Below are 13646 nucleotides of genomic sequence, written 5' to 3' on the forward strand. Positions count from 1 at the left end.
TCAAAACCAGTGGATTCGCTGTAATGGAAGGCAAAGTTGGCGGTCAGCGACGTACGTTCACGGTCTTCGAGTCCAGTCCCAGGTGGAAATGTCGGATTCGGATGCCACGTCACTCGAAACGTCGCATCGTCACCGTCGCGTCCGAAGTACCGAGGGTTCATCTCAGCACGAACTTCAGCGTACAACCCTTCTGGAATCCCACGTGCGTTCGTGATTGCTGGATGGCGGTCGAGTTGTTCTCGCAGCGTCCGAAGGATTCGGTGACGCTTCTCGGCAGATTCATTTTCATTTCGTGACCCACCGTCTGGACGAAGAGGGAGCGCTGACTTCCTCGCTCCAGAGTTGCTTTTTGACCGATGATAATCGGCAAACAGCCATGTAGACGAGTCAGTCATGCCGATGCCGAGGGACGAGCGGTGTAGGTATCGTAATGGTCGATGGCATCACGGAGCAGAGAGAGGTGATATTTCGCTGACATCCAATCGTCCGCACGACGAAGTCGAGTCTGAGCCTCGTCGGCGGAGAGTTCCTCACCAGCAACTGTTGCCCGGAGACCAGACGGGTCACTAACTCCGTACTCCTGTTGCCACTCCTCGATATCGCGTTGTACTGTCGCGGCTTGTTCAGCGAGTTCGGCCGCCGTGTTTTCATTTACAAGCTCGCGAAGCGCTGTCAACCGTGAGTAAATCGGATCGGGGTAGTACGTTCGGCCTCCACTGGTTTCATCTGTGACAAGGATCCCGAGATCGACAAGCCGAGTAAGGTGGTCTCGGGTAGTGGGCTCTGAAACATATGCTTCGCCAGCGATCCATCCTGCTGTCCGTGGTTCCTGAAGCCCAAACGCAACCGACCGAACTCGATCGAAACCAGTTGTATGTTCCTTCCACCGCTCGACATACGCCGGCTCTGGATCGTTTTCGCCATCAATTGGTGACTTGGTCATATACACTTCTACACCTTCGAGTGTGATAATCTTTCCGTGGATAAAATAATCTAGGAGGAGCCCTGACGTACGACTCAGCCACTGAATGTTCAAAGAGGGACGATTGGGGTGATGAACCGCCTGTTCAACGACCCGCACAGATTTCGCGTCAAGCCGAATGCAACTCCGAACCGATGAATGAGCATTTAACCAATAAATCCGTATGTGTTAGTTGGTGTTGGTTAATCCCTCGCCACTGATGAATCCGTTCTGGTAGTGAATGCTCGGCGAGATGCGTGGTGTCCTCGAAGAGATTGGCATTACGCGGCTTCCTCACCACACAGGGCCTCCGTGATGAACTCCGTGAAAACGGCGTCCGTCCCGATACTCACCGTATCATGAACTCACTCGATCACGCTCACAACGCCCGCATGGATCGTGATCGGTACAACCGTCGCTGAATGAACGAAACCGTCTTCTCAAGCATCAAGCGCACGCTCGGCGCAGCCGCGTGTGCGAGACTGGTGGCTTGAGTTCCGGGAAATGCTGCTCAAAGCTACCGCCTACAACCTCCGCTAGAGCGTCCGATATCCGTGAATCCAGCGCCGTGTGTCGAAACTACAGAGCCAAACAAACAGTAGCATTGCGACACGATTGTGCCGGGGAAGACGCTCAACGATTTCGCTCCCACTTCTCGATGACGGTCACGACGCGTTCGTTGAGGGGCATGTCGTCGAACACTCCCGCGCCGGTGGCGGCGAGGACGTCCCGAACCGCACCGTCGGCCTCGGCCAGACGGAAGTCGATATCGCGTTCGTCGAGGTCTTCGGCCAGCGAGGCGAGCATGTCGGCGGCAGTGAGGTCGATGGTGGGCGAAGAACGCATGTCGAAGACCACGAGGGAGACGGGAGAATCGCGGCCGTCCACCGCGTCGATGACTTCGGCGCGGATGGTCGGGGCGTTGGCGAAGAACAACTCGGCATCGACGCGGTAGACGAGGACGCCGGGAACGCGCTCGTTTTCGGGGTGACGCGACAGGTCGCTGAACTCGTCGGAGTCCGGCACGCGACCCAGCGTCGCCGTGTTTGGGTACGTCGCACGCCCCACGACGACGAGGAGCGAGACGAACACGCCGATGAACACGCCGTCCAACATGCCGAAGACGAGGACGCCGAAAAAGGCGGACGCCGCCGTCCCGAACTCCAACTTGTCGATGCGGTAGATGCGGCGGAGTTCGGGCACGTCGACCAACCCCGCGACGGCGACGATGACCACCGCCGCCAACACCGTCTCGGGGAGCGTCGTGAACAGGTCGGTCAGGAAGACGAGGACGAGCGCGAGAACTGCGGCGGCGACGCCGCTCGCGAGTTGCGTCTTGCCGCCGATTTCGTCGTTGAGGGCGCTTCTGGACATGCTCCCGCCGACGACGAAGCCGTGGCCGAGCCCCGCCGCGACGTTCGTGAGGCCGTCGGCGAGGAGTTCCTGATTCGCGTCCACGGCGTCGTCGTGTCGTCGGGCGAACGTCTCCACGGCGCTCATTCCCTCGACGTAGGAAAGCAGGAAGAGCGCGAACGCGACGGGGACGAGGTCGGAGAGGGTACCGGTCGGCGGCGTCGGAATCGAAAGCGGGGGCAGTCCGCTCGGAATCCGTCCGACGATTTCGACCCCCCGACGCTGGAGGTCCGTCACGGCGACCAGTCCGGTGGCGAGGAGGACGACGATGAGGGCCATCGGAAGGCGTCTCGCGTAGCGTTCGCCGAGGACGAGGAGGGCGAGCGCGCCGACGCCGACGGCCAGCGTCGGGAGGTTCGTCGCACCGAGGTGGGTCACGACGAACCCGAGACGTTCGAAGAAGGTGCCGCTCGCCCGCGGAATCCCGAACAGTTTGTCGAGTTGCGTGGCGGTGATGTATAGCGCCGCGCCCGCGGAAAAGCCGGTGAGAACCGACTCGGAGATGAAGTTCACGACGAACCCGAGTCGGAACAGCCACGCGACGACGGAGACGAGTCCGACGAGCATCGTCGTCACCGCGACGAGGGCCGCGTAGTCCGCCGGGGACCCAGCGGCGACGGACCCGACGCCCGTCGCGACCAATATGGCGAGCGCGGAGGTGGGACCGTACACGACCTGCCGGGAGGCACCGACGAACACGTAGACGAGGAGTGCGAGCAGGCTGGCGTACAGGCCGGTTTCGGGCGGCAACCCGGCCAACGACGCGTAAGCCATGCCCTCGGGGAGGACCGCCGCGCCGACCGTGATGCCCGCGAGTGCGTCGGCGCGGAGCCACGACCGGTCGTATCGGGGAAGCCAGTTCGAGATAGGAAGGACGGATTCGACGATTCCGTTTTCCCTCCCCGATTGTGAGTCCGATTCCATCCGTCGTCACCGGTCACGACGGGGTTCGTTCGGGTTGCTCCATCGCTTGCTCGTACTTGTGTCGGTAGGCCGCTATCTTCCGGTAGAGGAGGAAGAGGAAGAAGCCGTCGTACACGACGACGAACGCGATGAACGTCAGTCCGGGAAACGGCAGATACGTCACCAGCGTGTCGTAGGTGGCGTGAATGAGGACGGCGATGAGCAGCCCCTTCACCACGATGGGACCGCGGTTTTCGGGATTCCCCTTCGCCAATCCGAGGTAGTAGCCCGCGAACGAGGCATAGATGACGTGCCCGGGTCCGACGAACGACCGCTGTGCGGCGGTCCCGATGGCGATGCTGGCGAGCCTCGACATCGGGAGGCGTCCCGCCGCGAACAGCGCGTTCGTGATGTACGTGAAGTTCTCGATGGTCGCGAAGCCGAGTCCGGCGAACGCACCGAACACCGCACCGTCGATGGCCGCGCCGAGGTACGGCGTCCGATATGCGTACAGTCGGGACGCGAGCCACTTCGACGTCTCCTCGACCGGACCGACGACGACGTAGAAGAAGGCGACCGTTCCGACGACCGGAATCAGTTCGAAGACCGGCTGTAACGTCGTGTTGAGCAGGGCGGCGAACCCGGCGAACAGCACGCCCAAGAGGAACGTTATCGCCAACGGTGCGAGCGGTTCGCGCTGGACCTCGTCGCCGTACCAGATGATCGCGGCGAGGACGAACGCCGGAATGACCGACAGGAGGGTCAACACGCCCAGTGCCGGTTGCAAAAAGAGGATGAATCCGGTCGCGGCGAGTTGAGCGACGAACAGCAGCACCGCGAGCGCAACGAACATCCGTCGCCAGTTGTCCGTAAGGCCGCGATAGATGAACACCGCCGCTTTGTCGATTCGAGTTCGTTCCTCCCACGTCGTCACGTCGTAGAGATCCTCCTCCTCAAGGGACGTCTCTATCAGATCGTCCTCGCTCCCACCCATACACCCTTCCACGTCACGACGTACTATAACGATTGGTGACAGGTGTGGCGGGGACGACGACCGCCCACCAGTTTTATTCTCGCCCTCGTGGTGTCACGATGGCATGGCGTTCGAATCGACCGAGAGAGTGGGACTGTCGTCCGAACCGGGCGAAACCGGGCGGGAAGGCGTGAAAATGGTCGCAGCGTGGATTCTGCTCGTCGTGGTGTTTTTCGTCCTCACGAGAGGGGGACCGGGACGGCGGCGATAGGTCACACGCCGTTTTCGACGGGACAGAGCTTTGACCGCTCCGAGCGTCTCCACACGTGGCAGCGAGCATCGTCGGGGGGGAACGGAGACGGTTGCTGTCGGGGGGAACGGTGAGAGTGGAGAGGTCGAGCGCGAGGGAAACATCGCATCGAGGGGAACTTGCATGACCGACGGAGAGGAATCCATCACCGTCTGGCAACCGCTTCGCGAACCCGTCTTCCGGGCGATGTGGACGGCGGCGCTCGTGTCGAACGTCGGGACGTGGATGCAGAACGTCGGCGCGGCGTGGTTGATGACCTCGCTCACCACCTCCGCCCTGCTCGTCGCGCTGGTACAGACGGCCACGACGCTCCCCGTCGTCCTCGTTTCGCTTCCCGCGGGTGCCATCGGCGACATCGTCAACCGGCGGTGGCTGCTGATAGTTGTTCAGGCGTGGATGTTAGTCACCGCCGTGATACTGAGCGGACTGACCGCGGTCGGCGCGACGACGCCGTGGGTGCTGTTGTTGCTCACGTTCTCGCTCGGGGTCGGCACCGCGTTCCTGAACCCGACGTGGCAAGCGGTGCAACCGGAGTTGGTTCCCCGGAAGGAACTCCCGGCGGCGATTTCGCTGGGTGCCGTGGGTTTCAACGTCGCCCGAGCGGTCGGCCCGGCAGTCGGGGGCCTCATCCTCGCCGCGACCGGCGCGGCGACGGTGTTCTTTCTCAATGCGGTGTCGTTCGTCGCCGTCCTCGTGGTCGTCTATCGCTGGGACCGCGAACCGCGGATATCGGAACTGCCGCCCGAGCGCCTGTCGGAGTCGATACATCGCGGCGTTCGGTTCGTCCGGAACGACCCCGACCTGCGCTCGGTGTTGATACGGACGGTGATCTTTATCACCTTCGCCAGCGCGGTCTGGGCGCTCTTGCCCCTGCTCGTCCGCAACCAACTCGGCCTCGGGGCCGGTGGCTACGGCATCGTCCTCGGCGTTACGGGTCTCGGGTCGGCGGCCGGAATCACCGTCCTCGAACGGGCGCGACAGCGGTTCACGACGAATCAGGTCGTCATCGGGGCGTCGGCCCTGTTCGGCCTCACGCTGGTGGTCCTGGGGCTCGTCCACACCGTCGCCGTCGCGCTCGTCGCCGTCGCGCTCGGCGGCCTCGCGTGGATTTCGGTCCTGTCGAGCCTGAACACCGCGGTGCAGACGCTCTCTCCGGAGTGGGTCCGTGCGCGAACGCTGTCAGTGTTCATGCTCTGCTTCCTCGGCGGGATGGCCGTCAGCAGCCTCGGGTGGGGCGTCGTCGCCGACCACCTCGGCACGCCGATGACGTTCGTCGTCGCGGGCCTCGGGTTGCTGGTCGGCCTCGTCGGGGGGCTTCGGTGGCGGTTCCCCGAAACCGACGACCTCGATTTGCGACCCTCCCAGGAATGGTCCAACCCCCAAACCGAGTTCGAACCGACGCCCGACGCCGGTCCGATACTCGTCAGCGTCGAGTACCGAATCGACCCGACGACGGCGGCCGACTTTTTGGACGCCATGCGGGAGTTAGAGGGGGTTCGACGGCGAAACGGCGCGCGGTACTGGAACGTGTTCCGGGATACGGAGACGCCGGACCGCTACTTTGAAGTGTACGTCACGGGGACGTGGATGGCCCACCTCCGGGAGCACGAGCGCGTGTCGGTGGCCGACCGGGAGATACAGAAGCGGGCCACATCGTTCCACGTCGGCAACGAACCGCCGGAGGTCACGCACTTCGTCTCGGAAATAGACGGCTGAGTGGTGGTAGGATGAGGGGAAGGAAAACTACTGACCGCCCCGCGACGGTCGGATTTTAACACCGTCGGTCCCGAACGGGTGGGCATGCACGTGGCAACTTCGTACGTCTATATGACTCACACCGGGGTCGATGACGGATGGTAGTGGGCGAACCGACCGGCCTCGGGACGATTCTGACCGAACGCTTCGGCGGCGAGGAGGACGAAATCTACCGAGCGTCGGCACCCGGGCGGGTCAACCTCCTCGGCGGGCACACGGACTACAACGACGGGTTCGTCCTTCCCGTCGCAATCGACCGCCGAACCGGGGTCGCCGTCCGTCCGCAGGCCGACTCCCGAGACGGGAACGACCCTTCCGACCGCACCGTCCGAGTTCATTCGACGAACGTCGGCGAGACGCGGACGTTTTCGCTCGACTCGCCGACGAGCGAGGAGTCGTGGGCCGACTACGTCGAGGGCGTGGCGCGACTGCTGGCCGAAGACGCCTCGAACCCCCGTGGTTTCGACATGGTGGTTGGGGGCGACGTGCCGATGGGCGGCGGCCTCTCCTCGTCGGCGTCGCTCGAACTGGCGGTGGCAACCGCGCTGAACGAGGTATGGGACCTCGGAAAGCCCGCCGCGGAACTCGCGGACCGCTGTTGGCGGGCCGAACGGGAGTTCGTCGGTGTCGAGTGCGGCATCATGGACCAGTTCGTCGTGGCGCTCGGGGAACGAAACCGGGCGCTGTTTCTCGACTGCCGGACGCGGGAGTACGAGCGCTACCGAACAGACGACGACGTTCGGGTCGTCGTGACGAACACGAACGTCGGACACGAGTTGGTCGATTCGGCGTACAACGAACGCGTCTCGCAGTGTCGGGAGGCCGTCGAACTGTTGGACGAGTCGCTGTCGGACGACGTCGCTTCGCTCCGCGACGTGTCCGTGGCCGAGTTCGAGGAGGCGAAGGGAACGCTCCCGGGGACGGTGCGAAAGCGCTGTGAACACGTCGTCTACGAAAACGAACGCGTGCGGGAGGCCGCGGCGGCCATGGAGAGCGGCGACGTGCGGCGCGTCGGGGAGTTGATGGGCGAAACCCACCGAAGTCTCCGCGACCTGTACGAGGTCAGTTGCGAGGAGTTGGATTTCGTGGTCGAAACGGCCGAAACGTTGGATGCGGAACTCGGGTCGCGGATGACCGGCGCCGGATTCGGCGGGTGCGTCGTGAGCCTCGTCCGAGCGGATTCCGTCGAACCCTTCGCGGAGGCGGTTCGGACGGCGTACGTTGCGGAGACGGGCATCGAACCCGACGTCTTCCCGTGTGCCGTCGCCGAGGGGAGCCGAGTCGAGGACCGCCCGTCGAACTGACGGACGGCAATCGGGTCACGGATACATTCGAGGCACCCACGGGGGTTAACTTCCCGCCGGACGTACTCGAACGCATGACCGATATCTTCCCCGACGAGACGAAACGCTTCCTGCGTGCCGCCATCGCCGAACCCGACGAAACGCTACGGGAGATGGAGGAGCGCGGTGAGAACTTCCCGACGGTCGGACGCGACGTGGGGCAGTTCCTCAGGATTCTGGCGTACGCGGTGGACGCCGAGCGGATCTTCGAGTTCGGGTCCGGGTTCGGCTACTCCGCCTACTGGTTCGCCGAGGCGCTTCCCGAGGACGGCGAAATCGTCCTCACGGAGTTCGACGCCGACGAACTCCGCGAAGCGCGCGACTACCTCGAACGCGGCGGGTTCGCTGACCGCGCCGTCTTCGAGAACGGCGACGCGAACGAAATCGTCGAACGCCACGACGGCCCCTTCGATGTGGTCCTCATCGACCACAACAAGGACGGCTACCCCGAAGCGTGGGACGCGATTCGCGAGAAAGTCGCGCCCGGTGGCGTCGTCATCGCCGACAACGCGATGGTCAGCGGGGCGCAGGATTTCGATGCGATTCTGGCCGCCGTCGAGGGAGAAAACCCGGAGATGGACGACGGAACGCGGGGCATCGCGGAGTATCTGTTAGCGGTGCGCGACGACCCGGACTTCGAAACCTCCGTCGTCCCGCTCGGCGAGGGAATCGCGGTGAGCTGTCGACACTGAAACGACGGCGACGGCCGAATCGACGGAACGGGAACACCACTTGCAACGAGAGGGAGAATGTGAGGTTCAGATTTCGGAGGGTGCCCGGCTCCAAGGCCGAAGCCCGCGCCGATAATGACGAGTAGAATGAATAGGACCGAGGTCAGCACGTGACAGCTTCATTGGCCTTTGTTAACCCAGTAATCGTACGCAAACCAAGCGCTGAGTGCAACGGTCCAGATCAGGGTTACCATCCGAAGAGCTTCCGTTCGACTGGGGCCATCTGGCCGTGACCGTTCATACGACTCCATCCAGCGTCAGTTGTTAAATGATATCGATGATCGAACAGAGTGCAATATCGTCGCTGAGTACCTGCGTGCTCACCGCCGTCGCAGACGCGAAGGAATGCTCACCAGATGATCTAGAACTGTTATACAATGCGGTCAATCCAGAAGCGCTCGATGAACTCTTTGAACCACAGACAGATGGCACAACGCGTACACACGGCTCTGTTTCATTTCACTATGCCGGGTACTGGGTCACCGTAACAAGTGACGGGACTGTTGAACTTGCGGTCGATGAGCCATAGGTACGTACTTCGATGATACTACTCATCGACTCTAGTACGACCTTCGATGCAGACGTCAGATCTCTCCAAAAGGCGAGGACAATTACTGTGCTAGGAGAGGTTGACAGGATCGGCACTATCTAGCAAGGAAAACCAAGCGGTAGCAGTACGCTTAGCAAAGCTTTATCTACCAATATGTATGGCAAACTCTTGATATTGAGATCGGATGCACTTTGAGATGATGGAGTTCGGCCGCTTCGCCGAAATCCCAATCATAATGAGACGAAGTGATTCGTTCGCTACTCCCGTTAAAGACACGTTGAAACGCCACTCTACCACAGAATCGCTTAACTCGACAGTGCCACAGAAGTCTGATATCAATTATTAAATAGTACCTGCGGCTGTCTCCTTCATTCAAGGTGAATCAGCACGACTACAGGCTCTTTGTGAGTGTGTCGCAGCTTCGGCGTATCACTCACTTAGATTACCTATGTGCCAGGTAACTAAGAACAGCGCCTTCAGATGCGGAACCACGGGTCACATCCGCATGCCGCCAAAAGACATCACATCTGAAGGATGTATCGCTTCGAACGCGAGTTCGAAAAGCACCGGGAAACACAGAGACGGTAGCGAACCGCCACCACAAGAGCCACTCTCCATTGGAATCCTCCTTTCTGGTGAAACGATCCCGACCTGGCAAAAACGGGCGATCGAAACGATGCTTGCCCGGACAAATGTTGAAATCACCCATCTCGTAATTCGGACTGATACCTCTGCAGATAATCTTGGTGACTTCCTGTTACAATCATTCCCGGAGAACCTCATCACCTATATCCAGTGTTGTTACGATCGACTCCAGGCGCACGTACTTTGGTCGTTGCTTGGTGTTGTTCGACAACTTGCACCAACACCAGACTACATGAAACCAACACGCATCGGTTCGATTCCAGGATTTGAAGACGCAAAACAGATCCACTGCCCAGCGGTCCCAACTTCTGGATTCGGGAATCATCTTCCTGATCAAGTAACAGAAGATGTTGGCGCAAACGCGGATGTCGTCATCCGATTTGGATTTGGCATCCTCACCGATCCACTCTTGTCGATGCCGACACACGGAGTGCTGAGCTTCCATCGAGGAAATCTCCGATCCTACCGTGGTCAGCCGGGTGGCCTCTGGGAATTCTTGAATGATGAACCGACGGCCGGTGTGACACTCCAGCGCATTGGAGAGTCACCCGACGGCGGGGAGATTATCGCCGAAGAAGATGTTGATATCTCAAGCGCACGGACGTGGCGCGAGGTCGAACGGCGTCAAATCGCGGTGTGTGAAGAGCTGCTCGCAGCTGGTGTTGAGCGACTCCAAGATCCAACCTTCGAACCGGCGACACCAGATTCTCTGGGTGATCTCTATACGATCCCACGCGGACGAGACGTCGGTCGCTATCTCACAAAAACCACTCTTGGCAATCTTCGCGCAATTATCAGCGAATCGGATCAGATCCGACCGTCAGGACTACAAGAGTAAGCCCCTGTGTGACCACCATTTTCCCTCTGTGGTAAGTATGCAGACTATTGGGGTACCGTTTCGAGCGCAGGTGTCGTTGAGGTTGAATCCGGTGAAGAGTAAATACGAGCGCGTCTTGGGATAATTCGAAATCACCTTTGCCGAGACCGATAGTCGTGGCTTCGATCGTGGTCAGACATGTATTATTTTGATCTTTTTCTTTGTATCACTATCTTCGAAAGCTCATCGTGTAGGAGAGACCCTCAAGGGGATCCAATTAGATACTGTCTCTTCTGCTCTGTAGGATCGCTAGCCTGCGGAGTAGCGACTCTGTTATCTCGGTAGAAAGCGAAGCGACAGCCTGTTTTGAGTTCGGAAATCCGCCGCTTCACTCGTGGTACGGTCGCTACCGCTAAAACAGTTGTCGAGAACCCAGGCGGGTTCGCCGAATGGGCAATGCTCACGCTGCACGCATTGCGAATCGAACTCGGGAAATCCTACCGCCAAACGATCGACCTGCTGAGCGAAATGCCGGGCGTTCTCGCCGAAATTGGACTCGCGCGGTTGCCTCACTTCATGGTTCTTCGAGATTGGTTCGAGACGATTCCGATGGCCCGCTGGCGTGCGTTTCTCCGCCGAAGCGCGGAGAAACGCACTGGCCATGCTGCCATCGACTCAACGGGATTCGATCGCGACCAGCCCTCGCGGCACTACGCCCAGCGGGCGCATTACCGCGTTCGGACGCTGAAAGTCACCGTGTTAGTTGACGTCGAAACGCTGTACGTCACGGACGTCCACGTCTCGACAAAAACACCGTCTGATTTCAGGATCGGCCCGCAGGTCACCCGACACTGGAAAAGTGTCTGTCCGTTACCGAAATGCGAGAACGAGACGAGGTCTAACTCTGCTCCATTGGATAACGGAGAATCGCTTCATCTGCGCGTGAAAGGGTTGAATAGTCACGTCGTCATTTCATCTCTCGCCAGAGGATGTTTATAACTACAGGCCAGAGTTTTGGATGGAGTGCTCATGATGGGGATGCCCCCACTAGTCATGAGGACTCTGGGGAGAGAAGAAAAATGGGAGAGACAACGACCAACGCACCGAGCGACGAGCAGACGACTGTAAGAGAGCCATCAATCGTGGTGTTGATTCAGGCCGCGATCGCTGCCCGTGACGGTCCCGATATGAGTGACTGTCCACCATTATACGAGGTTATTGATCCAGATGCACTCGACACGCTGTTTGCTCCGCTCCACAGAGAATCCGAACGACACGGGAAAGTGATTTTCGAGTACTGTGGCTATGAGGTTACTGTCCATGCTGACCGGACGGTTGAACTCGAGTCAATCGACGCTTAGAGTGGCTAAAACACCGGCAGTTTCACTCAGAGGCCACATCTTCGTTGGAACCTGTTTTTGCTACTTCTGGTGTACCAACTCGATTCAGGAACACATGGTCGACAAGATTGCCATGAGCACGCCGCAGTCGTTCAGAGAGCGCTTGATGTGAGACATCAAGTTCTTCAGCCAAGTCATCCGCGGTGGCTTCGCGAGGCACCGAATAATAGCCGTGCGTAGCAGCGAGCTGCAGTGCTCGTTGCTGTGACTTCGTGAGCCCGAATCGGGTCTGGGATTCTCTCGTAAATTCCTGGATATTCTGGATCTCTAACGGAATTCCCTGCTCTTCACAGTATTCGGATGTGCGTCTCACTGCGTCATGGTCGGCGAACAACAACCGAAGATGCCAGATATCATTTTGGCCAGTTGCAGCGAGAACTGCCCCGTTTTCTTCTGCAAGAACCTGAATCAAATGATTAACTCGATCGTTCCACGCAAGCTGATAGAGACAATCTGTCTCGAAATCTGCGATCAGGTGAAAGTCAGTAACACTGTCGTCGTCAGTCAACGCGCGCTCAAGCGCAGGACGATCCTCTGCGTTGAACCAGATGAATGGCATCAAGCCATCTCGATCGGTCGCAATCGTTTGTTCGACTTCGATAGTCACAGTTTCGAGAGTGGCCAACGTGTGCTCGAGTGCAAACTCTTCGGCAGCGATACTGACTTCGACGATCGTGCCTCCCATATACGAGCCTATCACGCCAGCAACTATCTATCTTATTTATGAACGTATTATATATCTCCCGTGTAGTTATCTACGTGACAGAAGGCCATTTTCGATTGGCGTACTCTTGTGCCATCTTTGGCAGAGAATCGGAGAATTAGAGAGCTTTGAATAGCGTGATTTAGAGAATAGATGTCGACCAATGTGTTACCACACCAGATACAATCAGAAGCGGCATCGGAGTACCTCCGGTATCCTTGAACGGAAATCTGTGCGAGAGTTGTTCGGCGTTCCCGCCAAGAGACCTAAGATGCACCAGAGAGTTTGTTTATGAGGTAATGGCTACCCTCGTTGAGTTTTCACTCCCAGCCACGGACTTCGTACTTGGCCGCTTACTCACGGCTGATTCGGAGATCGAGATCGAATTCGAACGGATTGTCCCCGTTGGGTCAAATGCAATTCCCTTGTTTTTCGCGTGGAATGATGATTTAGATGCGTTCGAACAGCGCGTCCGCGCTAACGAGCATGTCCGCGAATTAAGCGAGATTGAAGAAATTGGGGATCGACGCTTGTATCTCCTGAACTGGGATATTCCAGACGGGGGCTTTTTCGAAGGGTTCACAACAGCCGAAACGATCATCCGGAGTGCCTATGGCTACGATTCACACGCCTGGGAGTTCGAAGTCCTCTTTCCCTCTCAGGATGATCTCACCACATTCCACAATCACTGTCGCGAAAACGAAATTCCGTATACACTCGGACAGATACACACACTCAGTGAAGCTGGCGATGACCTCGTGGAGAGTGTTCTGACGGAGAAACAGCGTGATGCGCTTCTGCTCGCACTCCAACACGGATATTTTCAGACTCCCCGACAAATTACGCTCTCGGAATTAGCGAACGAGTTCGGCATTAGTCAGCAGTCACTCTCGGATTTGATTCGGCGTGGCAATGAAGCCCTTCTTGAACACGCGCTTTTAGGTTCATCACGAGAGACTTCGCTTGACTAGCTCGGTTCCATTCTCCCAGTATTTTTAACCACCCTGTTCGAACGGCCCCAAACCCTAAGGATAATGTTGTGATTATCATCACACATCCGAATGGGCAAAGTTACACTCCAAATGAGTTTCCGTTCGCTCACTGCGGGCTTGGAGGACAAAGACACTGGTGTCACGGACACC

12 protein-coding genes and 2 pseudogenes are annotated in these 13646 nt (G+C 58.9%); 10 read left to right on the top strand and 4 right to left on the bottom strand.

The annotated features are described in order from the left end of the window. Positions 1-391: 391 nt before the first annotated feature. The gene (locus tag LJF34_RS20015; protein WP_231187174.1) at positions 392-943 is read right to left on the bottom strand and encodes an ArsR family transcriptional regulator; all 552 of its coding nucleotides are present in this window, start codon (positions 941-943) and stop codon (positions 392-394) included. Positions 944-1272: 329 nt separating this feature from the next. On the opposite strand from LJF34_RS20015, the pseudogene LJF34_RS20020 reads away from it, so the two are divergent. Then, positions 1273-1501, top strand: a pseudogene (locus tag LJF34_RS20020) (transposase); the annotation flags it as partial. 93 nt (positions 1502-1594) lie between these two features. Here the strand turns inward: LJF34_RS20020 and LJF34_RS20025 are convergent. Then, positions 1595-3298 (bottom strand): SulP family inorganic anion transporter, encoded by a 1704-nt coding sequence (locus LJF34_RS20025; protein ID WP_231187176.1) that lies wholly within the window; start codon positions 3296-3298, stop codon positions 1595-1597. 13 nt (positions 3299-3311) lie between these two features. After that, entirely contained in the window at positions 3312-4271 is a 960-nt protein-coding gene (locus tag LJF34_RS20030) for a PrsW family glutamic-type intramembrane protease (RefSeq protein ID WP_231187178.1), read from the bottom strand. A gap of 103 nt (positions 4272-4374) precedes the next feature. Here LJF34_RS20030 and LJF34_RS20035 point away from each other — a divergent pair, with 103 nt between their 5' ends. From LJF34_RS20035 to LJF34_RS20070, 8 genes and pseudogenes are all read left to right on the top strand, one after another. Then, positions 4375-4521 (top strand): hypothetical protein, encoded by a 147-nt coding sequence (locus tag LJF34_RS20035; RefSeq protein ID WP_231187180.1) that lies wholly within the window; start codon positions 4375-4377, stop codon positions 4519-4521. Positions 4522-4683: 162 nt separating this feature from the next. Then, positions 4684-6276, top strand: coding sequence for an MFS transporter (locus LJF34_RS20040; protein WP_231187182.1), 1593 nt, complete (start codon positions 4684-4686; stop codon positions 6274-6276). 137 nt (positions 6277-6413) lie between these two features. Further along, positions 6414-7619: a galactokinase gene (galK, locus tag LJF34_RS20045; protein WP_231187183.1), complete on the top strand. Its 1206-nt coding sequence runs from the start codon at positions 6414-6416 to the stop codon at positions 7617-7619. Positions 7620-7693: 74 nt separating this feature from the next. Further along, the gene (locus tag LJF34_RS20050) at positions 7694-8350 is read left to right on the top strand and encodes an O-methyltransferase (RefSeq protein ID WP_231187262.1); all 657 of its coding nucleotides are present in this window, start codon (positions 7694-7696) and stop codon (positions 8348-8350) included. Between the two features lie 307 nt (positions 8351-8657). After that, positions 8658-8918 (top strand): HalOD1 output domain-containing protein, encoded by a 261-nt coding sequence (locus LJF34_RS20055; protein ID WP_231187184.1) that lies wholly within the window; start codon positions 8658-8660, stop codon positions 8916-8918. A gap of 526 nt (positions 8919-9444) precedes the next feature. Beyond that, positions 9445-10422 (top strand): formyltransferase family protein, encoded by a 978-nt coding sequence (locus LJF34_RS20060; RefSeq protein WP_231187185.1) that lies wholly within the window; start codon positions 9445-9447, stop codon positions 10420-10422. 345 nt (positions 10423-10767) lie between these two features. Continuing rightward, positions 10768-11250, top strand: a pseudogene (locus tag LJF34_RS20065) (IS5/IS1182 family transposase); the annotation flags it as partial. Positions 11251-11480: 230 nt separating this feature from the next. Continuing rightward, the gene (locus LJF34_RS20070) at positions 11481-11762 is read left to right on the top strand and encodes a HalOD1 output domain-containing protein (protein WP_231187186.1); all 282 of its coding nucleotides are present in this window, start codon (positions 11481-11483) and stop codon (positions 11760-11762) included. Positions 11763-11784: 22 nt separating this feature from the next. On the opposite strand, the gene LJF34_RS20075 is transcribed toward LJF34_RS20070, so the two are convergent. Continuing rightward, entirely contained in the window at positions 11785-12486 is a 702-nt protein-coding gene (locus tag LJF34_RS20075; RefSeq protein WP_231187187.1) for a helix-turn-helix domain-containing protein, read from the bottom strand. A 317-nt stretch (positions 12487-12803) separates the two neighbouring features. On the opposite strand from LJF34_RS20075, the gene LJF34_RS20080 reads away from it, so the two are divergent. Beyond that, entirely contained in the window at positions 12804-13475 is a 672-nt protein-coding gene (locus tag LJF34_RS20080) for a helix-turn-helix domain-containing protein (RefSeq protein WP_231187188.1), read from the top strand. Positions 13476-13646 lie beyond the last annotated feature (171 nt).

This window comes from Haladaptatus sp. DYF46 (assembly GCF_021083305.1).
Lineage (GTDB): Archaea > Halobacteriota > Halobacteria > Halobacteriales > Haladaptataceae > Haladaptatus.